Annotated in this window: 21 protein-coding genes; 12 read left to right on the forward strand and 9 right to left on the reverse strand. The window is 55.6% G+C overall.

Annotated features, from left to right (window positions below; all coding sequences use genetic code 11):
• Window positions 1-54 precede the first annotated feature (54 nt).
• The 6 genes from accC to acuI form a co-directional block, all read right to left on the reverse strand.
• Window positions 55-1398: an acetyl-CoA carboxylase biotin carboxylase subunit gene (accC, locus tag DD586_RS01345; RefSeq protein ID WP_012883007.1), complete on the reverse strand. Its 1344-nt coding sequence runs from the start codon at window positions 1396-1398 to the stop codon at window positions 55-57.
• Between the two features lie 11 nt (window positions 1399-1409).
• A complete protein-coding gene (accB, locus tag DD586_RS01350; protein ID WP_012883008.1) occupies window positions 1410-1871 on the reverse strand; it encodes an acetyl-CoA carboxylase biotin carboxyl carrier protein in 462 nt (153 codons plus the stop codon).
• Between the two features lie 35 nt (window positions 1872-1906).
• Window positions 1907-2359 (reverse strand): type II 3-dehydroquinate dehydratase, encoded by a 453-nt coding sequence (gene aroQ / locus DD586_RS01355; protein ID WP_012883009.1) that lies wholly within the window; start codon window positions 2357-2359, stop codon window positions 1907-1909.
• A gap of 239 nt (window positions 2360-2598) precedes the next feature.
• Window positions 2599-3198 (reverse strand): protein-methionine-sulfoxide reductase heme-binding subunit MsrQ, encoded by a 600-nt coding sequence (gene msrQ / locus DD586_RS01360; protein ID WP_012883010.1) that lies wholly within the window; start codon window positions 3196-3198, stop codon window positions 2599-2601.
• A gap of 65 nt (window positions 3199-3263) precedes the next feature.
• Complete coding sequence (gene msrP / locus DD586_RS01365; RefSeq protein WP_012883011.1) at window positions 3264-4265, reverse strand: protein-methionine-sulfoxide reductase catalytic subunit MsrP; 1002 nt, start codon at window positions 4263-4265, stop codon at window positions 3264-3266.
• Between the two features lie 202 nt (window positions 4266-4467).
• A complete protein-coding gene (gene acuI, locus DD586_RS01370; RefSeq protein WP_012883012.1) occupies window positions 4468-5454 on the reverse strand; it encodes an acrylyl-CoA reductase (NADPH) in 987 nt (328 codons plus the stop codon).
• A 152-nt stretch (window positions 5455-5606) separates the two neighbouring features.
• Between acuI and csrD the strand changes: the two genes are divergently transcribed.
• From csrD to tldD, 8 genes are all read left to right on the forward strand, one after another.
• Window positions 5607-7553, forward strand: a complete 1947-nt coding sequence (gene csrD / locus DD586_RS01375; RefSeq protein WP_012883013.1) for an RNase E specificity factor CsrD — start codon at window positions 5607-5609, stop codon at window positions 7551-7553.
• Between the two features lie 314 nt (window positions 7554-7867).
• The gene (gene mreB, locus DD586_RS01380) at window positions 7868-8911 is read left to right on the forward strand and encodes a rod shape-determining protein MreB (RefSeq protein WP_012883014.1); all 1044 of its coding nucleotides are present in this window, start codon (window positions 7868-7870) and stop codon (window positions 8909-8911) included.
• Window positions 8912-9013: 102 nt separating this feature from the next.
• The gene (gene mreC, locus DD586_RS01385; protein ID WP_012883015.1) at window positions 9014-10144 is read left to right on the forward strand and encodes a rod shape-determining protein MreC; all 1131 of its coding nucleotides are present in this window, start codon (window positions 9014-9016) and stop codon (window positions 10142-10144) included.
• The gene (gene mreD, locus DD586_RS01390; protein ID WP_012883016.1) at window positions 10141-10629 is read left to right on the forward strand and encodes a rod shape-determining protein MreD; all 489 of its coding nucleotides are present in this window, start codon (window positions 10141-10143) and stop codon (window positions 10627-10629) included. The genes mreC and mreD overlap by 4 nt, the downstream gene beginning before the upstream one ends.
• A 24-nt stretch (window positions 10630-10653) precedes the next feature.
• Entirely contained in the window at window positions 10654-11247 is a 594-nt protein-coding gene (locus DD586_RS01395; protein ID WP_012883017.1) for a Maf family protein, read from the forward strand.
• Window positions 11237-12706 carry a ribonuclease G gene (rng, locus tag DD586_RS01400; protein ID WP_012883018.1) on the forward strand — a complete coding sequence of 490 codons (1470 nt, stop codon included), beginning with the start codon at window positions 11237-11239 and terminating at the stop codon, window positions 12704-12706. Before DD586_RS01395 ends, rng begins: the two co-directional genes overlap by 11 nt.
• Window positions 12707-12815: 109 nt before the next feature.
• Window positions 12816-16652, forward strand: a complete 3837-nt coding sequence (gene yhdP / locus DD586_RS01405; protein WP_041164723.1) for an AsmA2 domain-containing protein YhdP — start codon at window positions 12816-12818, stop codon at window positions 16650-16652.
• 45 nt (window positions 16653-16697) lie between these two features.
• Window positions 16698-18143 carry a metalloprotease TldD gene (gene tldD, locus DD586_RS01410; protein WP_012883020.1) on the forward strand — a complete coding sequence of 482 codons (1446 nt, stop codon included), beginning with the start codon at window positions 16698-16700 and terminating at the stop codon, window positions 18141-18143.
• 53 nt (window positions 18144-18196) lie between these two features.
• Here tldD and aaeR read toward each other — a convergent pair whose 3' ends face one another.
• Window positions 18197-19141 (reverse strand): HTH-type transcriptional activator AaeR, encoded by a 945-nt coding sequence (aaeR, locus tag DD586_RS01415; RefSeq protein ID WP_012883021.1) that lies wholly within the window; start codon window positions 19139-19141, stop codon window positions 18197-18199.
• 346 nt (window positions 19142-19487) lie between these two features.
• Between aaeR and aaeX the strand changes: the two genes are divergently transcribed.
• From aaeX to aaeB, 3 genes are read left to right on the forward strand one after another with little or no spacing between them, the layout of a single operon-like run.
• Window positions 19488-19691, forward strand: coding sequence for a p-hydroxybenzoic acid efflux pump operon protein AaeX (aaeX, locus tag DD586_RS01420; protein WP_012883022.1), 204 nt, complete (start codon window positions 19488-19490; stop codon window positions 19689-19691).
• Between the two features lie 52 nt (window positions 19692-19743).
• A complete protein-coding gene (gene aaeA / locus DD586_RS01425; protein WP_236032273.1) occupies window positions 19744-20646 on the forward strand; it encodes a p-hydroxybenzoic acid efflux pump subunit AaeA in 903 nt (300 codons plus the stop codon).
• An 11-nt stretch (window positions 20647-20657) separates the two neighbouring features.
• Window positions 20658-22610: a p-hydroxybenzoic acid efflux pump subunit AaeB gene (aaeB, locus tag DD586_RS01430; RefSeq protein ID WP_012883024.1), complete on the forward strand. Its 1953-nt coding sequence runs from the start codon at window positions 20658-20660 to the stop codon at window positions 22608-22610.
• A gap of 6 nt (window positions 22611-22616) precedes the next feature.
• Here aaeB and DD586_RS01435 read toward each other — a convergent pair whose 3' ends face one another.
• Window positions 22617-23117 (reverse strand): DUF1543 domain-containing protein, encoded by a 501-nt coding sequence (locus tag DD586_RS01435; RefSeq protein WP_012883025.1) that lies wholly within the window; start codon window positions 23115-23117, stop codon window positions 22617-22619.
• A 116-nt stretch (window positions 23118-23233) separates the two neighbouring features.
• Here DD586_RS01435 and DD586_RS01440 point away from each other — a divergent pair, with 116 nt between their 5' ends.
• Window positions 23234-23860, forward strand: coding sequence for a LysE family translocator (locus DD586_RS01440; protein WP_012883026.1), 627 nt, complete (start codon window positions 23234-23236; stop codon window positions 23858-23860).
• Between the two features lie 393 nt (window positions 23861-24253).
• Here DD586_RS01440 and yjgA read toward each other — a convergent pair whose 3' ends face one another.
• Window positions 24254-24802 (reverse strand): ribosome biogenesis factor YjgA, encoded by a 549-nt coding sequence (yjgA, locus tag DD586_RS01445; RefSeq protein ID WP_012883027.1) that lies wholly within the window; start codon window positions 24800-24802, stop codon window positions 24254-24256.
• Window positions 24803-24987: the final 185 nt, after the last annotated feature.

The following is a 24987-nucleotide window of genomic DNA, read 5'->3' on the forward strand; positions in this document are numbered from 1 at the left end:
GTGGGAAACAAAAACGGGCCGACCTGGGCCGACCCGTTTTATTGGTGCAGAGAATTACTGCAGACCGAGTTTCTTCTCCAGATAGTGGATGTTAGTCCCACCATGCTGGAAGTTTTCGTCGGACATGATGCGCATCTGCAATTCCACGTTGGTTTTGATGCCATCAATGATCAGCTCAGCCAACGCATTCTTCATACGAGAAATGGCGATGTCGCGGCTTTCGCCGTAAGTGATCAGTTTGCCGATCATAGAATCGTAATGCGGCGGTACGGTATAGCCCGCATAAATGTGCGATTCCCAACGTACGCCAAAACCGCCCGGTGCGTGGAAACGGGTGATTTTACCTGGGCTTGGCATGAAGGTGTTCGGGTCTTCGGCGTTGATACGGCATTCCACCGCATGGCCACGCACTTTCACTTCTTCCTGCTTGATAGACAGTGGCTGACCGGCAGCAATACGCAACTGCTCTTTGATCAGGTCCACACCGGTGATCATTTCGGTTACCGGGTGCTCTACCTGAATACGGGTATTCATTTCAATGAAATAGAACTCGCCGTTTTCAAACAGGAATTCGAAGGTACCGGCACCACGGTAGTTGATGTCGACACACGCCTTGGCACAGCGTTCACCGATATAGCGACGCAGATCGGAGGTAATACCCGGTGCTGGCGCTTCTTCCACCACTTTCTGGTGACGACGTTGCATGGAACAGTCGCGCTCCGCCAGATAAATGGCGTTGCCCTGGCCGTCGGCCAGTACCTGGATTTCCACGTGACGCGGGTTTTCCAGGTATTTTTCCATGTAGACCATGTCGTTGTTGAACGCCGCTTTTGCTTCCGCGCGGGTCATCGCGATCGATTGCTCCAGCTCTTTTTCGCTACGCACGACGCGCATACCGCGACCGCCGCCGCCGCCGGAGGCTTTGATAATGACCGGATAACCGATGCGCTTACCGATAGCGCGGTTTTTATCCATGTCGTCGCCCAGCGGGCCGTCAGAACCCGGTACACAGGGAACACCGGCTTTCTTCATGGCGCTGATGGCAGACACTTTGTCGCCCATCAGACGGATGGTGTCGGCACGCGGGCCGATGAAGATAAAACCGGAACGTTCAACCTGTTCAGCGAAGTCAGCGTTTTCAGACAGGAAACCGTAACCCGGGTGGATAGCCACTGCACCGGTGATTTCCGCCGCAGCGATGATCGCCGGAATATTCAGGTAGCTTTTTGTTGACGGAGCCGGACCGATACACACGGTTTCATCCGCCAGCAATACGTGTTTCAGATCGCGATCCGCAGTGGAATGCACGGCGACGGTTTTGATGCCCAGTTCTTTACAGGCACGCAAAATGCGCAACGCAATCTCACCACGGTTGGCGATGACAATTTTATCTAGCATGGTAAGCCTCGTTATTCGATGACAACCAATGGCTCGTCAAATTCAACCGGCTGGCCGCTTTCAACCAGAATGGCTTTCACCACACCCGCTTTGTCTGCTTCGATCTGGTTCATCATTTTCATGGCTTCAACGATGCACAGGGTATCGCCGACTTTGACCTGCTGGCCGACTTCCACGAACGGTTTTGCGTCCGGGCTCGGCGTGCGGTAGAAGGTACCTACCATCGGTGAACGTACCACATGGCCACTGATGGCGGCCGGTGCGGCGGCTTCAGCAGCAACTGGTGCGGCGGCCGGGGCGGCAACTGGCGCTATCTGCGGCATCGGTGCATAGGCTTGTTGCATCATCGGGTAGCTGCCCGGTGCCGGAGTACGACTGATGCGTACCGACTCTTCGCCTTCGGAGATTTCCAGTTCGGCGATGCCGGATTCTTCAACCAGTTCGATCAGTTTCTTGATTTTACGAATATCCATGAATGTGGTTCCGTACTCTTGTTAATTGGAAATGGTTAATTGGACGTTGACAGGCGTTTTACCGCCGTCTGTAAACCATAATGGTATCCATCTGCCCCCAGACCGCAGATCACCCCAGCTGATACATCAGACAGGTAAGAGTGATGACGGAAAGGTTCACGTGCGTACACGTTAGTCAGGTGGATTTCGATAAACGGGATGGCGACCGCCAACAGAGCATCCCGTAGCGCCACACTGGTGTGGGTAAACGCTGCCGGGTTAATCAGAATGAAGTCAGTGTTTCCTCTGGCCTGATGGATACGGTCAATCAGCTCATGTTCCGCATTTGACTGCAGGTGGGAAAGCCGCACGTTCAGCGCTGCCGCATCTTGTTCCAGTCGGCTCACGATCTCCGCCAGCGTCGTATGGCCGTATTTATCCGGCTCACGGGTTCCCAGCAGATTCAGGTTTGGACCGTTAAGGAGCAAAATGTGAAACTTGTCTGCCATTGTGCTGCTATCTCCCTCGATTGGCTCAGTGGCGCACAACATAACGCGAAGCTATCCGTTTGTCACCCTTTGCGGAGCGAAAATGTCCCTTTCCATCCGCACGGTTTGAACATTATAGCCATATCGTAGCAGTTAGCAGCCAAATACTGGTCTTATCTGCGGAGTTACCCGCGGCGCTATTGACAAAATTTTACGAAAATACGCGAAAAACACCGTCTTCCGCGTACAGATAGTGCTGATTAACGACGCCATCGACGTAACTTCTGGTAGCGAAAAAGCAGCAATATGACGGCAACGGCAGCGTACATGATCGGTAATGGCGACAGCGATTTTACCGACCAAAGATAATGAACAGGGGCTAAGATCGCGACCAGATAAATGAGATTGTGTAGTTTTTGCCAGCCTGATCCCAGTTTTCGCTGTGCTGACTGGGTGGAGGTCACGGTTAATGCCAGCAGTATCAGCCAACTTGCCATGCCGAGCATCAGGTAAGGGCGCAGAAGAACCTCTTTTCCCAACAAATCGAGATGATTAACCCCCAATTCCAGCAGCGCATAGCTGAGCAGATGCAGGCAAGCCCAGGCAAAACACCACAGCCCCAGCAGACGGCGGCAGCGGATCAACAACGGCTGTTTACCGTAACGCGCCAGCGGCGTCACCATCAGTGTCGCCAGCAGCAGTTTCAGCGCCATTCTGCCGGTAAAATGCTGAATATCTTTTGCCGGATCGGCGCTGAACGCGCCCTGATTAACGGCGAACACCAGCCAGAGTAGTGGCAGGAGCGCTGCCAGATGCAGCACGACTTTCAGGGCGATGATGTGTCGGGAAGTCAGACGCATACCGTCATGTTCCTATATAGAAGGATGAACGCCCGCAATATGGCGGGAGTCATAGGTTGAGTCGATCAAAAGTTGGCTCGTAAATCCAGCCCCTGATACAGCGAGGCGACCTGATCGGCATAGCCGTTGAACAATAAGGTCGGTTGACGTTGTACGTTCAGCAACCCACCGGCGCCAATGACCCGTTCGCTGGCTTGCGACCAGCGAGGGTGATCGACATTAGGGTTAACGTTGGCGTAAAACCCGTACTCATTGGGCGCAGCCAGATTCCAGGTTGAGGGCGGTTGCTGGCGTGTCAAGCTGATATGCACGATGGACTTTATGTTCTTAAAACCGTATTTCCACGGTGTGACCAGCCGTATCGGCGCGCCGTTTTGTGGTGGCAGCGTTTTGCCGTAAACACCAACGGCCAGGAAAGCCAGCGGGTGCATGGCTTCGTCTAAACGCAACCCTTCGACATACGGGTAATCGAGACCACCCCCCATAAAGCTATCTTTTTGGCCGGGCATTTGTGCCGGGTCATACAAGGTTTGAAAGGCGACATAACGGGCATGGCTGGTCGGTTCAGCCAGTTTTATCAATTGAGATAACTCGAATCCGACCCACGGGATCACCATCGACCAGGCTTCGACACAGCGAAAGCGGTAGATGCGTTCTTCCAGCGGGAAACGGCGGCGAATATCGTCGATATCCAGCGTGATGGGTTTGGCGACTTCACCGTCGATCCGCACCGTCCATCCTTCGGTCTTGAGACCGCCCGCGTTAGCGGCAGGGTCGGCTTTATCCAGACCGAATTCATAGAAATTGTTATAGCCGGTGACTTTATCTTCCGGCGTTAGCGCCAGATCCGGGTGCCACTGTGGCGGCTGGCTAAATGTCAGCGGCTTGCCGGGTGGGGCGGCAGGTGCTCGTTTTCCCTGGAACCAGTTGAGCAGGTCGGCGCGTGCGGCGGGCGACAGGCTCAGCGTGGCGGCGGTCAGCCCCAACGCCTTAAGAACGGTGCGGCGCTGATAGAACAGCGATTCTGGCGTCACGTCGGCGCCAGTCAGTTTGCGATGTCTGGACATGGTGAACTCCCGCTGTTGATTATTGGTGTCAGGCTGGGGATTCGCGTTAACGCTACGCCCTGCTGGTGAGTGATGGGCGTGGGAGCAGTATGCGGTGAAATAATGTGGCGGGGAATCGTTCTTTTTTAGCGGGCGGTATATTTTACCGGTTTTTACAAAATAGGAATAAAGACGGGCGAGAGACCGCCCGTCCTGAGGCCTATCAGTTCGCGCTACCGATGCGCACCAGCGTGCGGCCGGTCACCCGGTTTTCCAATAGCGCGGCGGCGGTGGCGGGAACCTGCTCCAGCGAGATTTCCTGAGTCACCTGCTGATAGAAGGAGGCTGGCAGCAGTGCTGCCAAACGGTGCCAGGCTTCCTGACGACGTGCGCGCGGCGTCATCACCGAGTCGACGCCTTGCAGACGTACGTTGCGCAGAATGAACGGCATTACCGTGGTGGGCAGGGATACGCCAGCCGCCAGCCCGCAGGCGGCAACGGTGGCACCATAATGCATTTGGGCCAGCAGTGTCGCCAGTACCTGATCGCCTGCCGTGTCGATAGCCCCCGCCCAACGCTGTTTTTCCAGCGGACGACCGGCTGTGGCGAATTCTGCGCGGTCCAGTACCTGATGGGCGCCAAGTTGCTGCAGATAGGCGCTATTGTCCGCCCGGCCGCTGATAGCCGTTACCTGGTATCCCAACGCATGCAACAGTGCAATAGCCGTGCTGCCGACGCCGCCGCTGGCACCGCTGACGACCACATCGCCACTCGCCGGGGTGACGCCCCCTTCTTCCAGCGCCATCACGCACAGCATCGCGGTAAACCCGGCGGTGCCGATGATCATCGCCTGACGCGGTGTCAGGCCCTGTGGCAATGGCACCAGCCAGTCGGCTTTGACTCGCGCCTGTTCTGCCAGACCACCCCAATGATTTTCACCCACGCCCCAACCGGTCAGCACCACAGACTGCCCGGCCTGAAAATCCGGATGAGCGCTGTGACGCACGGTGCCGGCAAAATCGATACCCGGCACCATCGGGAACTGGCGAATGATTTTACCTTTGCCAGTAATCGCCAATGCATCCTTATAATTAATGCCGGACCAATCGACGTCGACAGTGACATCGCCATCAGGTAATTGTGATGGTTCAATAGTGCTAACGTTGGCCACTGTCTGGCCATCTTGCTGTCCGAGCACGATTGCGCGCATAAAAACTCTCCTTATCGGGGACAAAAATAGAGGTAAATCATTTAAGGACTATATTTGTAACGGGTAGTATGCGAACTGATAAATCGCAAACAACACACAAAGTCTCTCATGAAAGCACTTTTCAATTCATTGATACGGAGTTAGGCGCAGGGATGGGGTTGACTGCCAGAATATCAATAGTAATGACGCTGCTGACGACACTGGCCGTGGGTCTGGTGTTGGCCAGTAGCATTTTTAGTTTTGTGTGTTATAGCCAGCAACGGATGGATCATCAGCTCAGGGCTGTGGCGGCAAGCATTGATCAGGCTCTGTTGGTTCAGGCTCCCGATAATATCCAGTTCTGGTTGCCTGCGGTGATGAAGGCGGCTGGCATTGTGGAATTGGATCTGCGCGACGGCCATGAAAGGCTCTACTGGCTACGGTTACCAGAAGTGATGTCTGACGGTGGGGAGCGAGCCTTGCTGTACCGTCACACCAGCTTATCGCTGTTGCACCACGCGGACGTCAAGGTCAACGTCACCTACGTTGATCCGTTATTTGGCATGCCACGCTATCTTAAATCCACGTTGTCGATTGTGTTGACGATACTGCTGATCGCGGTAATCGTCTTTCATGGCGTGCGCTGGCTGCGACGGCAGATGGCGGGGCAGGAACAGTTGGAGGCGCGCGCCCGGCGGATTTTGGCCGGTGAGCGCGATACCGTAATGCATGGCTCGGTGCATGAGTGGCCAGCGATGGCCAGCGGCGCGCTTGACCAGTTGCTGCTGGATTTGGCCGAAGCGCGCGAGGCCCGTAGCAGGGTCGATACCTTGATTCGGTCATTCGCCGCGCAGGATTCGCAAACCGGCTTGAATAACCGGTTATTTTTTGAAAATCAGCTCGCGACGCAATTGGACGATACGGAAGACGTCGGCACGCATGGTGTGGTGATGATGATTCGCCTGCCGGACTTCGACACCTTGCAGGAAACGCACGGTTATGGCGGCGTACTTGATGAGTATCGCAATACCCTGATTAACCTGTTGTCTACGTTTGTTTTACGCTACCCCGCCGCGCTGCTGGCGCGCTATTACCACAGTGATTTCACAGTACTGCTGCCGCATTGCAATCTGAAAGAAGCCGATAGCATCGCCAGCCAACTGGTGAAAGCCATTGATATCTTGCCGACGACCTCGCTTATCGATCGGGAAGATATTTTGCACATCGGCATTTCTGCCTACCACGGCGGGCAAACCACCGAACAGGTGATGGAAAGCGTGGAGGACGCGACCCGCAACGCGGTATTGCAGGGTGGGAATGGATGGTGTGTTTATGACCGACGGGTGCCGGAAAAAGGCCGGGGTAGCGTGAAGTGGCGAACACTGCTGGAACACACCCTGTTGCGCGGCGGGCCGCGTTTGTATCAAAAACCGGCGATTACCCACGATGGTGAGGTACATCACCGGGAAATGTTTAGCCGAATTTATGATGGAACCCAGGAATTGCTGGAGGCCGAGTACATGCCGCTGGTGCGTCAGCTTGGCCTGACCTCCGGTTATGACCGGCAGTTGATCAACCGGGTGATTGCTCTGACGGTCAGCTGGCAGGATTCGGTACTGGCTTTCCCGATTACGGTGGATTCGCTGCTGCAACGGCCGTTCCTGCGCTGGTTGCGCGAAACCTTACTTCAGTGTCCGAAAAAGCAACGTACGCGATTATTGTTTGAACTTGCTGAGGCGGATGTGTGTCAATATATCGGCCGTTTGCGTCCCATACTGGCGATGATAACGGGTTTGGGTTGCCGACTGGCGGTGACGCAGGCCGGGCTGACGCTGGTCAGCACCGCCTACATCAAGTCGTTACAGGTGGAGGTGATCAAGCTCCATCCGGGGTTGGTGCGTAGTCTGGATAAGCGGCCGGAGAATCAGCTGTTTGTCAGCAGCCTGACCGAAGCGTGCAAGGGCACAAACGCGCATGTGTTTGCCTCCGGCGTGCGTACGCGTGAGGAGTGGCAGACGTTGCTGGATAAAGGCGTTTGCGGCGGACAGGGCGATCTGTTCGCGTTGTCGGAACCGGTGAGTAACACGCTGAAAAAATATTCACCGCGTACGCATGTTTGATGTCAAAATCCGAACAAACTAGCGTAGAATGTTGGCGCCATAGCGTTGCTGACCGGTTTGCTGAACGGCCTGGCGCGCACGAAAATGTTAGATTTTATGTCGGTGGTTCGTGCAATTTTCGGGGGCAGCTCGCGAGAACCCCAGTCGCTGCCAGAAGGGTAGCCGTTCTGCAGGCATTCATTATCATGGCAATTTACGTAAACATCATTTTTTCACCGTAGCAGAGCCGGTTAGCGCCTTGTCGCTGCTGCGTGTGGTTGGTACAGTAAGCGGATTTCATTTCCGCCCCCAGCTTGCAGGATTATCCTTTAGTTATGTTTAAGAAATTTCGTGGCATGTTTTCCAACGACTTGTCCATCGACCTGGGTACCGCCAATACCCTGATTTATGTAAAAGGACAAGGCATTGTACTGAACGAGCCTTCCGTGGTGGCTATTCGCCAGGATCGTGCCGGTTCTCCTAAAAGCGTGGCCGCCGTTGGTCATGAAGCCAAACAAATGTTGGGCCGTACACCGGGTAATATTGCAGCCATTCGTCCGATGAAAGACGGCGTGATCGCCGATTTCTTCGTTACTGAAAAAATGCTGCAGCATTTCATCAAACAGGTGCACAGCAACAGCTTTATGCGCCCGAGCCCGCGTGTGCTGGTGTGTGTGCCGGTCGGCGCAACCCAGGTTGAACGTCGTGCTATCCGCGAATCCGCTCAGGGCGCTGGCGCCCGCGAGGTGTTCCTGATTGAGGAACCGATGGCGGCCGCGATCGGTGCAGGTTTGCCGGTATCTGAAGCAACCGGCTCTATGGTGGTGGATATCGGTGGTGGTACGACCGAAGTCGCGGTGATCTCCCTGAACGGTGTGGTGTATTCCTCCTCCGTACGTATCGGTGGTGACCGCTTCGATGAAGCCATCATCAACTATGTCCGTCGTAACTACGGTTCGCTGATCGGTGAAGCTACCGCTGAGCGTATTAAGCATGAAATCGGTTCTGCCTATCCGGGTGACGAAGTGCGCGAAATCGAAGTGCGCGGTCGTAATCTGGCGGAAGGTGTACCGCGCGGTTTCAACCTCAACTCCAATGAAATTCTGGAAGCGTTGCAGGAACCGTTAACCGGTATCGTCAGCGCCGTCATGGTGGCACTGGAGCAGTGCCCGCCGGAACTGGCGTCTGATATTTCTGAGCGTGGTATGGTGTTGACCGGCGGTGGCGCGTTGTTGCGCAACCTCGATCGCCTGCTGATGGAAGAGACCGGTATTCCGGTCGTGGTGGCGGAAGACCCGTTGACCTGCGTAGCGCGCGGCGGTGGTAAGGCGTTGGAAATGATCGACATGCATGGCGGCGATTTGTTCAGCGAAGAATAAACCGGCCAGAGTAAAGAAGGGGGACCTATCGCATGGATGAAAATCTGTTGGATTCATCCCGCGTGGTAGCCCCCTTTTTATTGTCGAGGAATACGCAATTTTATGAAGCCGATTTTTAGCCGGGGCCCCTCCCTGCAACTGCGCCTTTTTCTTACTGTCATTACCGCAATTGTGATTATCTTTGCTGACAGTCGGCTCGGTACGTTTGTCAAAATCAGAACGTACATGGACACTGCCGTCAGCCCCTTCTATTTTCTGGCTAATGGTCCGCGTGCCATGCTGGATAAACTGTCTGCCGATCTGACCTCCCGTGAGCAACTGGAGCGTGAAAACACAGCGCTGCGCCAGGAATTGTTGCTGAAAAACAGCGATCTGCTGTTGATGGGGCAATTCCGTCAGGAAAACGCCCGCCTGCGTGAACTGCTGGGCTCCCCACTGCGTCAGGAAGAGCAGAAGATGGTCACGCAGGTGCTCTCCTCGGGTACCGACCCTTACAGCGATCAAGTGGTGATCGACAAAGGGAATGTCAACGGTGTGTACGAAGGGCAGCCAGTCATTAGTGATAAAGGTGTGGTGGGTCAGGTTGTCGCAGTAGGGCAATTTACCAGCCGCGTACTGCTAATTTGTGACGCCTCTCATGCGCTGCCGATTCAGGTGCTGCGCAACGATATTCGCGTTATCGCTGCCGGTAATGGCTGCAACGAAGATTTGCAACTGGAACACCTGCCCAACAATACCGATATCCGGGTGGGCGATGTTCTGGTCACTTCCGGTTTGGGAGGACGTTTTCCGGAAGGGTACCCGGTTGCCGTGGTCTCATCCGTGAAAGTGGATACTCAGCGTGCTTATACCGTGATTCAGGCACACCCTACCGCTGAATTGCAGCGTTTGCGTTATCTGTTGCTGATGTGGGGCGTAGACAGCAATTCCCGTGCTGCGTTGCCGCCAGATGAAGTGCATCAGGTGGCGAATGAACGTCTGATGCAGATGATGCCGCACGTACTGCCGTCGCCGGAAGAAATGGGGCCGCCTGCACCGCGGTCAGCCAATACGCCTGCGCCTGATTTTGTCGGCCCGCCCGCCCCGCCTGCGAAAGCCGCCCCAGCGAAAGCGCCACCGGCGAGATCCTCATCCGTGAAAACGAATGGTACCGCTCCATCTAAACCGACGAATCAGGCGACGCCGCCGCAGGGAACGATGCCTGCACCCGCTACGTCGGGAGGAAACCGATGAGTAGCTATCATCGTCAAGGTTACTGGATTATCTGGCTTTCTTTTCTGGTCGCGATGGTCTTGCAGATCATGCCCTGGCCGGACGATCTTTACATGTACCGTCCTTCCTGGCTGACGCTGGTGCTGATTTACTGGGTGATGGCGCTGCCGCACCGGGTTAATGTTGGGACCGGGTTTGTTTTGGGTATGGTAACCGACCTGATTCTTGGTTCCACGCTGGGGGTTCGGGCATTGGGGCTTAGCATCGTCGCCTATCTGGTGGCGTTCAAATTCCAGTTGTTCCGTAACATGGCGTTATGGCAGCAGGCGTTGATCGTTATGCTGCTGTCGCTGGTGCTGGATTTAGTGGTGTTTTGGGCTGAGTTCCTGGTGATCAATGTCTCTTTACGACCGGAAATTTTCTGGAATAGTGTGGTCGACGGGGTGCTGTGGCCGTGGCTGTTCCTGCTGATGCGCAAGATTCGTCGCCAGTTTGCTGTTCAATAACCAGAAAATAATAAGAGAAATGTGATGATCGATCTGTATCTGGCTTCTGCGTCGCCGCGCCGCCGAGAGTTGCTAACCCTGCTGGAGTTGTCGTTCGATATCGTGAAGATTGATGTCGCCGAGCAGCGTCAGCCCGGTGAAGCGCCGGAACAGTATGTCAGCCGTCTGGCGCACGACAAGGCGTCGGCTGGCGTTGTGGCCGCGCCCCTGGATTTGCCGGTGCTGGGTGCGGATACGATTGTGGTGCTAAACGGTCAAGTGCTGGAAAAACCCCGGGATGAAGACGATGCTGTTCGCATTCTGCGATCGTTGTCTGGTCAGCGTCATCAGGTGATGACGGCGCTGACGCTGGCAGACCGCAGTGAGAGCGTATCGGCGCGTGTCGTCACCGAGGTGCAATTCCGCACGCTTGCCGATGACGAAATTAGACGCTATATCGCCAGCGGCGAACCGATGGATAAAGCGGGCGCTTACGGCATTCAGGGAAAAGGCGGATGTTTCGTTAAATCGATTTTCGGGAGTTACCACGCCGTGGTAGGGTTGCCATTGGTGGAAACGCTTGAATTGTTCACACATTTTTCTGCACAGCGTAAAGAACGAGGAACCCATGACCGCTGAATTGCTGGTAAATATTACCCCTTCAGAAACGCGTGTCGCCTATATCGACGGCGGCATCTTGCAGGAAATCCATATTGAACGTGAAGCCCGGCGCGGGATTGTCGGCAATATTTATAAAGGTCGCGTCAGCCGTGTGTTGCCGGGGATGCAGGCCGCCTTCGTCGATATCGGTCTGGATAAGGCGGCGTTTTTGCACGCGTCCGATATCATGCCGCATACCGAATGCGTCGCGGGCGACGAGCAGAAAAACTTTCATGTACGCGATATCGCCGAGCTGGTGCGTCAGGGGCAGGATTTGATGGTACAGGTGGTGAAAGACCCGCTTGGCACCAAGGGCGCGCGCCTGACCACCGATATCACGTTGCCCTCGCGTTATCTGGTTTTCATGCCGGGAGCTTCCCATGTCGGCGTCTCTCAGCGTATTGAAAGTGAAGCTGAACGCGAACGCCTGAAAAAGACGGTGGCCGATTACTGCGACGAGCAAGGCGGTTTTATTATCCGTACCGCCGCCGAAGGCGTGGGTGAAGAAGAACTGGCACAGGACGCCGCCTTTCTCAAGCGCTTGTGGACCAAGGTGATGGAGCGTAAAAAACGCAACCAGACCAAGTGCAAATTGTATGGTGAGCTGGCGCTGGCGCACCGTATTCTGCGGGATTTTGCCGGTGCATCATTGGATCGCATCCGCGTTGATTCAAAGCTGACGTACGATTCCCTGCTGGAATTCACTGCGGAATATATCCCGGAGATGACCAGCAAGCTGGAGCACTACAGCGGTAAGCAGCCGATTTTCGACCTGTACGACGTCGAAAACGAGATTCAGCGGGCGCTGGATCGCAAGGTAGAACTGAAATCCGGCGGCTACCTGATTATCGACCAGACGGAAGCGATGACTACCATCGACATCAACACCGGCGCGTTTGTGGGCCACCGCAATCTGGACGAAACCATTTTTAACACCAATATCGAAGCGACGCAGGCGATCGCTCGCCAGCTTCGGCTGCGCAATCTGGGTGGCATTATCATCATCGATTTCATCGATATGGCGAATGAGGATCACCGCCGCCGCGTACTGCATTCGCTGGAGCAGGCACTCAGCAAGGATCGGGTCAAAACCGGTATCAGCGGCTTCTCTCAATTGGGACTGGTGGAGATGACGCGTAAGCGCACCCGTGAGAGCATAGAACATGTGTTATGCAGCGAGTGTCCAACCTGCCACGGTCGTGGGTCGGTCAAAACCGTGGAAACCGTGTGCTATGAAATCATGCGCGAAGTCGTGCGTGTGCATCATGCCTATGACTCTGATCGTTTCCTGGTCTACGCTTCACCTGCGGTGGGCGAGGCACTGAAAAGCGACGAATCACATGCGCTGGCGGAAGTGGAAATTTTCGTCGGCAAACAGGTCAAGGTTCAGATAGAACCCCTGTACAGTCAGGAACAGTTTGATGTGGTCATGATGTAACGTCATGCCGCCCGTCGCCGGATACCGGTTGACGGGTTTTCTCTGTGACGGTTTTCGCTCGTCGCCGGTGATGAATAATGAGGAGACAGGTGTGAGGCGACTGCCCGGCATAAAGCGATTGCCTGGAATAGTAGTAGCGACGGGGGCCGTTCTGGTTGTGCTGGCTGCGTTGCTGGTCAGCGGCCTGAGAATGGTGCTGCCGACGTTGGATACTTTCCGGCCACAGATCGTGGCCTGGGCACAGTCTGCCACCGGTTTGCCGATGGAGGTGGATAGCCTCAGCGGCAGTTGGGAAACCTTCGGGCCGACGCTGGACATCACTAACCTGCGTATTCATCATCCCGATGCCGAGTGGCAATCCGAACGCATTTCAGTGGCGCTGGATGTCTGGCAGTCATTGCTGCATTTGAAGTGGAAATTCCGCGATCTTACGTTTTATCACCTGCAACTCGACCTCAAGACACCGATCGACCCTGAGAGACAGCGCACCCGTAGCTGGGAGCCGGATCAACTCGGGTCACTGTTTCTGCGCCAGTTCGATCATTTCGATCTGCGTAATAGCCGCATCCGCTTTCTGACCCCGTCGGGGACTCAGGCTGAGCTGCAAATTCCCCAATTGACCTGGCTGAACGGTAAAAATCGGCACCGTGCAGAAGGGCAGATTAGTTTATCGAGTTTCAATGGCCAGCACGGTGTGGTGCAGGTCCGCATGGATTTGCGTGATGAGCAAGGCTGGTTGAATAACGGCGTGGTGTATCTGCAAGCCGATAACATCGACATGAAACCGTGGCTGGGCCGTTGGATCCGCAGTAATACCGGTCTGGAGAATGCCAGGTTCAGTCTGGCTGCCTGGCTGCAGGTGCGGGAAGGCGATATTTACGGCGGCGATCTGCTGCTCAATCAGGGTGATGCCAGTTGGCGAGATGGCGACACCTTGCACCAGTTAGGGGTCAACGGCCTGGCATTGCACGTCAACCGCTACCAGAACGGTTGGCAATTGGATGTGCCGTCGCTGAATCTGTCTACGGATGGCGTCGCGTGGCCGAAAGGGCAACTGTCTGCGCTGTGGCTACCGGAAGATACCCAGCTACTGGGCCCTGATCGCTCCGCCGAGTTGCGTATTCGTGGCCGTCATCTGGCGCTGGAGCGGCTGGGGCCGTTGCTGCCGCTGCTCAGTACCACCACACCGGAGCTAAAAACCCGCTGGCAGGCGTTGCAACCGCAAGGGCAACTGACCACGCTGGCGCTGGATATTCCGTTACAACAGCAGGAGCAAACCCGTTTTCAGGTGAGCTGGCAGGATGTCGGTTGGAAAAACTGGCAATTGCTGCCAGGTGCCAATCATGTCTCTGGTGACGCGGTCGGTAGTCTGGCGCGTGGGCGGACGCAGGTGAGCCTGACGCAGAGTACGTTACCGTATCAGGACATGTTTCGTGCACCGCTGGATATTCAGCAGGCGAACGCCACGCTGGACTGGCGTCATGACGCACAAGGCTGGGAATTGTGGGGGCAGGGGCTGGACGTGCGCTCTCATTCGCTGTGGGCCAATGGGGATTTCCATTACCGTCACCCGGCTCAGGGGGAACCCCGGCTGGATATTCTTGCCGGGATCCGGCTTGGTGATGCGGCTGACGCCTGGCGCTACTACCCCGAGTATTTTATGGGCAAAAACCTGGTGGATTACCTGACTGGCGCTATCAAATCCGGTCAGGTGGACAACGCCACACTGGTATTTGCCGGTAATCCGGCGCAGTTTCCGTTCGAGCATCAGGAAGGGCAATTTCAGGTTTGGGTGCCGCTAGAGAAATCACGCTTTGAATTTCAGCCCGGCTGGCCTGCGCTGGATAACCTGAATATCACACTGAATTTCCTTAACAACGGCTTGTGGATGCAGGCGCCGCAGATAAAGCTGGGCGATGCCGACGGGCACAACATCAACGCCATCATTCCGGATTACAGCAAAGAGAAGTTGTTGATCGACGGCGATATCAGCGGAAGCGGTAAAGAAGTGAGCGATTACTTCGATCAAACGCCCATGAAGGACTCGATTGGTAGCGCGCTGACGCAAATCCAGATTGGCGGAGAGGTTCAGGGTAACCTGCATCTGGATATTCCGCTCAATGGCGGGCAGGTAAAAGCCAGCGGTGATGTCGCGTTAAATAATAACCCGCTGTTTATCAAGCCGCTGGACGTGTCACTCCAGTCGGTCAGCGGACGATTCCACTACGATAACGGTAATCTTGCCAGTCAGACGTTGCAGGCGCGCTGGCTTGATCAGCCACTCACGTTCAACTTTTCGACCCAGGAGCAGGAAAAGGCGTTTCTGGTGAATGTCGGGTTGCAGGGTAGCTGGGCGTTGTCCCGCCTGCCGGGCTTGCCTAAACCGGTAGCCGCGTCGTTAGACGGCAATACCGGCTGGCAGGGTACCGTACAGGTCACTCTGCCACGTCGCGGCCCCGCCAGTTATGACGTTGCCGTGCAGGGTGATCTAAAAGAAGTGAGTAGTCACTTACCTTCTCCCTTGAATAAAGCGGGAGGTACTGCGCTGGGGCTTCAGGTTAACGCCAAAGGGGACGAGCGCGGTTTCTCTCTCGGCGGTACCTTGGGGAAAAAACAGTCCTTCAACAGTCAGTGGTTGCTTAAAGACAGCAAAGTCATGCTGGTGCGAGCCGCCTGGCAGGAAGGCGCGAAACCGCCTTCGCTGCCGGACGATTCATCACTGACTCTGGCATTGCCACCGCTGGATGGCGAGCGCTGGCTGGCGCTGTTGCCCGGTGTACGCAACGCAGCCAGTGCGCAGGCAGGAGCCAGCCGTTTCCAGTGGCCGGAGCGGGTCACGCTGACGACGCCAGAATTGAAGGTACTGGGTCAGCAATGGCATGACCTGATGTTTACCAGTCGTACCCAGAACGGCGGCCGAGAAATCACCGCTACCGGTAGAGAGATTGACGGTCGATTGCTGATTCCCGCTGCCGGGCAGTGGCGCAGCGATGTGCGCTATCTGTATTACAACCCGCAATGGCAGGGGGACGATGCCACCAACCCGGCCGCGCTGGCGGAGAAAAAATCACCGCTTAACGATCCCAGTATTCGCTTTGAAGACTTGCCGTCACTGCAATTTGAGTGCCGTGAATGCTGGCTGATGGGGCAGAATATCGGGCAGGTGAGAGGCGCAATACAACCAGAGCCTAACAAGCTGGTGCTGACTAACGGGCTGGTTGATAACGGCAAAGCCAAATTAACGCTGGACGGCAGCTGGCAGGAAAGCGGCGAAGGCACCCGCACGGCGATAAAAGGGCAGTTGTCTGGCAACAACCTGAGTGATAACGCCGACTGGCTGGGGCTGGCAACACCGTTGCGCGCCGGGGCGTTCAAAATCGACTATGACCTGTACTGGCGCGGCTCGCCGTGGGCACCGCATATCCCGAGCCTGAGCGGTATTTTGAAAACCGATATCGGCAAGGGTGAAATTGTTAATGTCGGCACTGGCCAGGCCGGGCAATTATTACGTCTGGTGAGTTTCGATGCGCTGCTGCGTAAGCTACAGTTTGATTTCAGTGATACGTTCGGTAAAGGGTTTTACTTTGATTCGGTTCGCAGCACGGCGTGGATAAAAGACGGGGTGTTACACACCGATAATCTGCTGGTGGACGGCCTCGAAGCGGATATCGCCATGAAGGGTGATGTTGACCTGGTGAAGCGTGATATTTCGATGGAGGCGGTGGTGGCACCGGAAATTTCCGCTACCGTCGGTGTGGCCACGGCCTTTGCGGTGAACCCGGTTATCGGGGCGGCGGTGTTTGCCGCCAGTAAAGTGTTGGGGCCGCTGTGGAGTAAAATTTCCCTGATTCGTTACCACATTTCCGGTAGTGTGGATCAACCAAAGATTCAGGAAGTAGTGCGTGAACCGCAAAAAGCCAATGCCGCCGGTGCGGCAGGCCAGTAACGGCGGTCTGGTTATCTGAGACATTGACAATAAGAGTGACATTCTATGAGTCTGACATTTGTCAGTGAGCAATTACTCACGGCCAATAAACTGAGCCATCAGGATTTACAGTCCATTCTGGGTACGTTGAGTGAGCGGCGTCTTGATTACGCCGATCTGTATTTTCAGTCGAGCTACCACGAGTCCTGGGTGCTGGAAGACCGCATTATCAAGGACGGTTCTTATCATATCGACCAAGGGGTCGGGATCCGGGCTATCAGCGGGGAAAAGACCGGTTTTGCCTACGCCGACCAGATAACGCTCAATGCGTTGCAGCAAAGCGCGCAGGCGGCGCGCAGCATTGTGCGTGAGCAGGGCAACGGCACGGTGAAAACGCTGGGTGAGGTGCCGCATCGCGGCCTGTACCCGCAGGCCAACCCACTGGATAGTCTGAGTCGTGAAGATAAGATTGCTCTGTTGCAACGCGTTGACGCCACCGCCCGAGCGGCAGATTCGCGTGTACAGGAAGTGACCGCCAGTTTAACCGGCGTGTATGAACTGGTATTGGTGGCCGCTACCGACGGCACACTGGCGGCGGATGTCCGTCCATTGGTTCGCTTATCCGTTAGTGTGTTGGTGGAAGAGGATGGCCGTCGTGAACGTGGTTCGAGCGGCGGTGGCGCACGTACCGGTTACGATTATTTCTGGCAGCAGGCCGATGGCGAAGCGCGGGCGGAAGCCTGGGCTAAAGAAGCGGTGCGTATGGCGCTGGTGAATTTGTCAGCGGTCGCGGCACCGGCCGGGTCGATGCCAGTGGTGCTGGGCGCAGGCTGGCCGGGCGTGTTGTTGCACGAAGCGGTCGGGCACGGTCTGGAAGGCGATTTTAACCGTCGTGGTACCTCAGTGTTCAGCGGTCAGGTCGGCAAACTGGTGGCGTCCGAGCTGTGTACGGTGGTGGATGATGGCACACTGGAAGGGCGTCGTGGTTCACTGGCTATGGATGATGAAGGGGTACCCGGTCAATACAATGTGCTGATCGAAAACGGCGTCCTCAAAGGCTACATGCAGGATAAACTGAATGCCCGTCTGATGGGCGTCGCGCCGACCGGCAACGGCCGCCGCGAGTCTTACGCGCATCTGCCGATGCCAAGGATGACCAACACCTACATGCTGGCCGGTCAATCGACCCCTGAGGAGATCATCGCCAGCGTGGAATATGGCCTGTATGCGCCGAACTTTGGTGGTGGTCAGGTGGATATTACCTCCGGTAAATTTGTGTTCTCCACGTCTGAAGCGTATTTGATTGAGAAGGGACGCGTGACCACGCCGGTGAAAGGGGCGACGTTAATTGGCTCCGGTATTGAGGCCATGCAGCAGATCTCGATGGTCGGCAACGATCTGGCGCTGGACAGAGGCGTCGGGGTGTGCGGCAAAGAAGGGCAAAGCCTGCCGGTGGGCGTCGGTCAGCCAACGTTGAAGCTGGATGGCATCACGGTAGGCGGTACCGCCTGAGTGAGGCGATGCAACTGAAAGTATGAATGCAGGCCGCCTTTGTGTGGCCTGCATTATTTCTGCGGTAGCCCGGTTTGTGGGTGCTCCTGTCGGTATCCCTGATAAATCAGCGCCACCTTGTTGAAGTACTCAGTCAGGTAGTTGATGCACACCTGTACTTTTAGCGGCAGGTTGTCGCGGCGGGTATAAAGCGCGTATACCGGGCGTGGATCGGAGTGGTAGCGCGAAAAGAGGATCTCTATCTCTCCACGTTTGATCTCTTCAAATACCCACATTAACGGCACATAAGCGATGCCAGCGCCGTTTTTCAGCCAGCGAATCAGCGTAACCGGGTCATTGGTGACGAAGCGCCCTTGCGGCGTCAGTCGGGTGGTGATGCCTTCCGGGGCGATCAGTTCGAATTCGCTGTCCGGGCGAACGCTGTATTCGAGCCAGGACGCGTTGCTTACATCACCGGGCTTTTCCGGCGTGGTATGCTGCGCCAGATAGCTTTTGGCGGCACACACCACCATGGGCATCGAACCCAGGCGGGTGCTATACAGGCTGGAATCCTGCAACGCGCCGACGCGAATAACGATATCCAGCCCATCAGCAATCAGGTCTGGTGCTGGGATCCCACACACCAGATTAACCGATAATCCCGGGTATTCCTTTAGCATGTCGGTGGTCATTGTGGCCAGTACGTTTTGCGCCATGGTGGAGGAACTGCCGATGCGCAAGGTACCGATTGGCGTATTGTTGAACGCATATAACTGCTCATGCACTTCGTGGGCTTCGTGCAGCATACGGCGACAGCCGTGGTAATAGATCCTGCCAGCTTCCGTCAGCCCGATGCTACGGGTGCTGCGGTTGAGCAGTTTCACCTGTAGTTCATCTTCCAGCCGGGTCACCGTCTGACTGACGGCGGAGACGCTCATCGCCAACTGGCGTGCGGCGGCGGTAAATGAGCCGAATTCCACCACGCTGGCGAACACTGACATACTCTTTAATCGTTCCATTGTTAACCCTGGCTTAAAAGTGATTTAGATCACGCTGCGTAGATAACACAATAATAACGTTTCATAATATAGCTTGTCTGGCTACAACGCGTGGCCTCGATTACCCGTCTTCACTGCTGTGGTTGTTTCAAAGGGTTAAAAACGCTGATGTAACATGGTAAGCGATACCCATTACACCAGAACCCACCATCGCGATTATTCAGTTAATGCTCTGTCTTTATTCGTCGGCAACCCTGTTGGCGGAAACGGACGTTCATTCTGTTTTCCCGGTCTTTCCGGTGTTTCAGGAGACGGGCGAGAGCGATAGACGTGGTGAGGGGAAAATGGGGAATATAAGGAAAAGAGGATGAATTCACTCCCGGTTATGGTGCTGTTTGGTTTGTCGTTTCCACCGGTATTTTTTGTACTGCTGGTGACGCTGGCGTTATTTTTTGTCTGCATTCGGCTGCTGCATCCCACGGGGATTTATGACCTGGTGTGGCACCCGGCCTTGTTTAATACCGCACTGTTTATCTGCCTGTTCTATCTGCTGTTCCGTTTCGGTCTTTGAGGTTGTTGTGAAAACATCTGTTGTGAAAGTGATTTTCAAAAAATTCAGTCGCATGGCAATAACACTGTTGCTGGTGTTGTTGGCGGCGGTAGCACTGGTGCGCGTATGGTCGTTTTACACCGAATCCCCCTGGACGCGTGACGCCCGTTTTAGCGCCGATGTCGTCGCGATAGCCCCCGATGTCAGCGGTCTGTTGACCGAGGTAAAAGTGCAGGATAACCAGCCGGTGAAACAAGGCGATGTGTTGTTCGTCATCGATCAACCACGTTACCAGCAGGCGCTGGAAGAGGCTCAGGCTGATGTGGGCTATTATCAGGCGCTGGTCGATGAGAAAAAACGAGAGTCGGCACGCCGTTTACACCTCGGCGTGCAGGCGATGTCGCGCGAAGAAATAGAACAATCCGGCAATGCGTTGCAGACCACGCAGCACCAACTGGCGAAGGCACAGGCTGAACTGGAACAGGCGAAGCTCGATCTGGCGCGCACAGTGGTGAGAGCCCCGTCGGATGGCTGGGTTACTAATTTACATGTGCATGCCGGTGAGTTCATTACCCGTGGTTCTACGGCGGTGGCGCTGGTGAAGAAAGACTCGTTCTATCTGCTGGCCTACATGGAAGAAACCAAGCTGGCGGGTGTACGCCCCGGTTATCGGGTGGAAATCACGCCGCTGGGCAGCAACCAGATTTTGTTCGGCTCGGTGGACAGCATAGCGGCGGGGGTCACCAACAGCAGCAGTTCCTCTGACATCAAAGGTCTGGCGACGGTGGACTCCAATCTGGAATGGGTGCGGCTGGCGCAGCGGGTACCGGTAAAAATTCGCCTCGATCAGCAATGGGGCGACCTGTATCCGGCAGGAACCACCGCCACCGTGGTGGTGACCGGTGAACATACCCGCAACACCACGCCGATGTCGCCGTTATTGCAACTACTGCATCGCCTGCGTGAGTTCGGCTAAGCGAGCCCCCTATGATCAACAGTCCCGCGTTTTTGCGCCTACGGTTTGCATTCAAACTCAGTACCGCCATCGTGTTGTCGCTGGTGCTGGGCTTTCACCTGCAACTGGAAACCCCGCGCTGGGCGGCATTGACCGCTGCCATTGTGGCGGCGGGTCCGGCTTTTGTGGCTGGCGGAGACCCGTTTTCCGGCGCTATTCGTCACCGTGGCATGCTTAGGGTGATCGGTACGTTTATCGGCTGTATTGGGGCGTTGGTGATTATCATTTCCACGGTTCGGGCACCGGCGTTGATGCTGCTGCTGTGCTGCTTGTGGGCCGGTGTCTGTGTATGGATTTCGTCGCTGGTAAAAGTAGAGAACGCCTATGTGTTTGCGCTGGCAGGCTACACGACGCTGATTATTATCGTGACCAGCCAGAGTGAGCCGTTGCGTATTTTGCAATTTGCGGTGGAACGATGTAGCGAAATCGTGCTGGGTATCGTGTGTGCCATTCTGGCTGACCTGCTGTTTTCGCCCCGTTCGATCAAGCAAGAGATCGACCGTGCGGTGGAGGAACTGTTGGTAGGGCAATATCACTTGCTGCAACGTTGCGTGAATGGCATATCGAAAGAGGAACTGGACGCCGTCTGGAACGGTCTGGTGCGTAAAACCCACGCCATCAATGGGATGCGTAGCGTACTGATGATGGAGTCGTCACGCTGGCAGGGTGCCAGTCGCCGGATAACCACGCTGTTGACCCAATCCTGGGTCATGATTACCCAGGCGTGCGAAACCCGCCTGACGTTGCAGGATCACCCAAACGCCGTCAAAGGGGCGATCGCCGTGATGCTGGAACAACCGGCAGAGACCCCTGCCGACGTACAGCGACGTTTACGGCAGTTGCGCCATCTGGCGGCGGCGCATAGCCGCAGTCTGCCGCCAACACTGGTGAGCTGGCTGGGGGCGGCGGCACGCTATCAATTGCTGGCGAAAGGCGTGAAAACTAACGTACGCATCAGCCAGAGTGAGGCGGTGTTACTGGACGCTGATATCCCGGTCAAGGCCAGTTCGGCGGAAACCCACCATGCCATGATCAACGGCGTGCGTACGACTGTCGCCACAGGACTTGGATGCCTGTTCTGGCTGTGGACCGGCTGGACATCGGGCAGCGTTTGTATGGTGATGCTGGCGGTGGTGACCTCGCTGGCGATGCGCTTACCCAATCCACTGATGGCGGCGAAAGACTTTCTGATCGGTACGCTGGTGGCGCTGCCGCTGGGTGCGCTGATGTTCATGCTGGTGCTGCCGTCTACCCAGCAAAGTCTGCTGCTACTTTGTCTGAGCCTCGGCGGTGTTGCCTTTGTGATAGGCATTGAAGTACAGAAGCGCCGCTTGGGGTCGCTGGGGGCGTTGGCCAGTACTATCAACATTCTGGTACTCAGCAACCCGATGAAATTCAATCTGTCCCAGTTTCTGGATAATGCGATTGGTCAGGTGATTGGCTGTATTCTGGCATTGAGCGTTATTTTGCTTATCCGTGACAATACCCGTGAGCAAACGAGTCGCACACTGCTTAACCGGTTCGTTTTCGGCGCGGTCTCGGCGTTGTCGACCCGTCCGGCACAGCGTCAGGAGAACCACCTGCCCGCGCTGTACCAGCACCTGTTTTTGTTGCTGAACCTGTTTCCCGGTGAAATCGGTAAGTATCGCCTGGCGCTGTCGCTTATCATGATGCACCAGCGCCTGCGGACGTTGGTGCTGCCGGTCAGCCCGACACTGTCCGCTTTTCACCGTCAGATGCGAGCGACGGCCGAGCAGGTCATCGGCTCCACTCGCGATCGTAGCCTGCATTTTTCCCGATTACTGGCACAAATGGATGAGTATCAGCAACTGTTACGCGACCATCAGGTATCGGATGAGGCGATTGATGCGGTTGGCAGACTCACCGCGTTATTGCATCGCCATCAACATGCGCTCGGCGACTAAACCGCATTACAGCGGGTGGTAACCCTGCCACTGCGGCGGCAAAACCTGCCCGGTAGGGTTTGCGGTGAGGTGGATATACCAGCGGTCCAGCAGCGTGAGCGGCAGGCAATCGTCCACATCGCGCAGGTCGTCCTTGTGCTGCTGAAACACGTCGGTCAGTAGCACTGCTTTGGCTCGTTGTTTAGCCTGTTCCGCGTTCGTTGCGACAAACAGCCCGAACTGATGCACCTCCGCCGGATTGTGCGGCAGATAACCCCCCATATTGATGAACCAGAGTTTTTCTCTGCCCTGAAACGGCTGGCGACTGAGCGTGATATCATAGCCGTCTGCCCAAGGGCAGGGGGTATAGCTGTCGACGTGGATCTGGTTTTTATCGCCGAACCAGTTGGCTTTTAAGAGGGGAAACCCATCTTGTGGGTGTTCCACCGCGGCGAACTGGATGTCATGCAATTCGATATTCGCACCCTGGGCGCGCCCGCCCACGTAATACATAAATAGCGTTGTCATTCGCCGTGGTTCCTCCTGGTTTGGGTCTGCTATTTTTCGCTGTATTACTGATTGTATAATGAAGTGGTTGAATTAACCGCTTGTAAAATAAATTGATATCAACGGAAGACAGGATAATGACACTGCATCTTTGGCTGGTTTACCTCGGTGTAATCACCGTGTTGATTGCGGTTCCGGGGCCATCGGCCTTACTCAGTATGACGCATGGTTTGCGCTACGGGCAACGACGTGCACTGGCGACTATATTGGGCGGCGCGACCGGTTCACTGTTGCTGATGACCGCGTCGGCACTGGGGTTGGGTGCGGTGCTGGCCGCATCGGCGACGGCGTTTCTGGTGTTAAAAGTTGTGGGGGCGCTCTACCTGATTTGGCTCGGTATTTCCGCCTGGCGAACGCAGGAAAACACCCTGACGCCCTCCTCTGAGGTAGAAGAGAGTGCACCAGGGGCGCTGGGGTTGTATCGACGTGGTTTTATGGTGGGCGTCAGTAATCCTAAAGACATCCTGTTTTTTGCCGCACTGTTTCCCAATTTTATCGACACGGGTGCGCCGCAGGCGATGCAGTTCGCATTGCTGGCGTTGACCTGGGCGGTGCTGGATTGCAGCATCATGTTTACTTACGCCTGCATGGGGAACCGTGTCTCCACGCTGTTTGCTCACCCACGACGTTTGCGGTTGTTTAACCGTGCGACCGGCACCCTGTTTATTTTTGCAGGCTCCGCACTGGTGGCATCAACCAAATAAAATACGTACCGTAAGGTGTCTGAGATGTTGTTGACAAACAGTTATGTTGTTTTATGAATGGTGAAGTTTGTCCGGTCAGTGAACAATTTCGTGCGGGATAAGCGGTGTGATTTTTTTGCTGCTTTATCGCACGCACGACAATGAGAGGCTCAAACGCCGCCTCTCCTTGACCACTGGCTTGGTGGCTAAACAGTGGCGCTGCGCGCTACCTTCGGCGTTCGCCTTCGCTGTTCGGGCCGCCCGTGACGCGTTCCCGACGCGGCACGGGCTTTCGCCGCGTCCAGCGGCTCACCCGGCGAAGTCATCCACCTCAGCACTGTTTGGGACGCCAGGAAAACCCGCTTACCGATAATCAAGGTGTTTATCCGCAATCTGACAGGTGCTTGCCTGAAATTATTCGGCTTCTGCCAGTTCGCGTAGATACTGAAAAATCTGCCGGGCTGACTTGGGTGGCTTGTTGGCCGCTTTTTCTTTTTGGGCGTTACGCACCAGCGAGCGTAGTTGCTGGCGGTCGGCCTGCGGGTAAAGCGCAAGGATATCGGGAACCGCACCGTCACCTTCGGCTATCAATCTGTCACGCAATTGCTCCAGTTTGTGGAACAGCGACACCTGCTGGTTATGGCGGTTACGCAGCTTGTCCAGTGCGGTCTGAATCGGTTCCGGGTCGCGGGCGCGCAACATTTTGCCAATCAACTGCAACTGGCGGCGGCGGCCTTCTTTGGTGATGCGCTGCGCCAGCTCAATCGCGGCACGCAGATCGTCATCCAGCGGAATACGTTCCAGCGCGTTTTTACCCAGCTCGACCAATTCGGTACCCAGCGCTTTAAGGGCTTCAGCATCGCGTTTAATCTCGCTTTTGCTGACCCAGATTATCTCTTCGTCTTCATCGTCCTGGCTGGCGTCAGGAATCTCGTCCTGCCAGTCTTCGGGATGTTTGTTCATGGTAGCTCCCCAATAAAAGAGGCTGATCCTATCAGGTTATGGGCTTTGTGCGAAATTGTCCGCCGATCCTGTTAGACTCAATCACAGGTTACCTCATGGTAAAACTGAGGTCAGGTAACGAATAGCAGGCGGACGGCATTCGTTGCATCATAGATTATCTGAATGTTTTCTTACTCATTATGGCA

Origin of the sequence: Dickeya parazeae Ech586 (assembly GCF_000025065.1) — a bacterium.
GTDB classification, from domain to species: domain Bacteria; phylum Pseudomonadota; class Gammaproteobacteria; order Enterobacterales; family Enterobacteriaceae; genus Dickeya; species Dickeya zeae.

Coding starts and splice junctions, on each gene's coding strand:
- accC (WP_012883007.1), bottom strand. CDS start 1,398: ATGCTAGATAAAATTGTCATCGCCAACCGTGGTGAGATTGCGTTGCGC.
- accB (WP_012883008.1), bottom strand. CDS start 1,871: ATGGATATTCGTAAAATCAAGAAACTGATCGAACTGGTTGAAGAATCC.
- aroQ (WP_012883009.1), bottom strand. CDS start 2,359: ATGGCAGACAAGTTTCACATTTTGCTCCTTAACGGTCCAAACCTGAAT.
- msrQ (WP_012883010.1), bottom strand. CDS start 3,198: ATGCGTCTGACTTCCCGACACATCATCGCCCTGAAAGTCGTGCTGCAT.
- msrP (WP_012883011.1), bottom strand. CDS start 4,265: ATGTCCAGACATCGCAAACTGACTGGCGCCGACGTGACGCCAGAATCG.
- acuI (WP_012883012.1), bottom strand. CDS start 5,454: ATGCGCGCAATCGTGCTCGGACAGCAAGATGGCCAGACAGTGGCCAAC.
- csrD (WP_012883013.1), top strand. CDS start 5,607: ATGGGGTTGACTGCCAGAATATCAATAGTAATGACGCTGCTGACGACA.
- mreB (WP_012883014.1), top strand. CDS start 7,868: ATGTTTAAGAAATTTCGTGGCATGTTTTCCAACGACTTGTCCATCGAC.
- mreC (WP_012883015.1), top strand. CDS start 9,014: ATGAAGCCGATTTTTAGCCGGGGCCCCTCCCTGCAACTGCGCCTTTTT.
- mreD (WP_012883016.1), top strand. CDS start 10,141: ATGAGTAGCTATCATCGTCAAGGTTACTGGATTATCTGGCTTTCTTTT.
- DD586_RS01395 (WP_012883017.1), top strand. CDS start 10,654: ATGATCGATCTGTATCTGGCTTCTGCGTCGCCGCGCCGCCGAGAGTTG.
- rng (WP_012883018.1), top strand. CDS start 11,237: ATGACCGCTGAATTGCTGGTAAATATTACCCCTTCAGAAACGCGTGTC.
- tldD (WP_012883020.1), top strand. CDS start 16,698: ATGAGTCTGACATTTGTCAGTGAGCAATTACTCACGGCCAATAAACTG.
- aaeR (WP_012883021.1), bottom strand. CDS start 19,141: ATGGAACGATTAAAGAGTATGTCAGTGTTCGCCAGCGTGGTGGAATTC.
- aaeX (WP_012883022.1), top strand. CDS start 19,488: ATGAATTCACTCCCGGTTATGGTGCTGTTTGGTTTGTCGTTTCCACCG.
- aaeA (WP_236032273.1), top strand. CDS start 19,744: ATGGCAATAACACTGTTGCTGGTGTTGTTGGCGGCGGTAGCACTGGTG.
- aaeB (WP_012883024.1), top strand. CDS start 20,658: ATGATCAACAGTCCCGCGTTTTTGCGCCTACGGTTTGCATTCAAACTC.
- DD586_RS01435 (WP_012883025.1), bottom strand. CDS start 23,117: ATGACAACGCTATTTATGTATTACGTGGGCGGGCGCGCCCAGGGTGCG.
- DD586_RS01440 (WP_012883026.1), top strand. CDS start 23,234: ATGACACTGCATCTTTGGCTGGTTTACCTCGGTGTAATCACCGTGTTG.
- yjgA (WP_012883027.1), bottom strand. CDS start 24,802: ATGAACAAACATCCCGAAGACTGGCAGGACGAGATTCCTGACGCCAGC.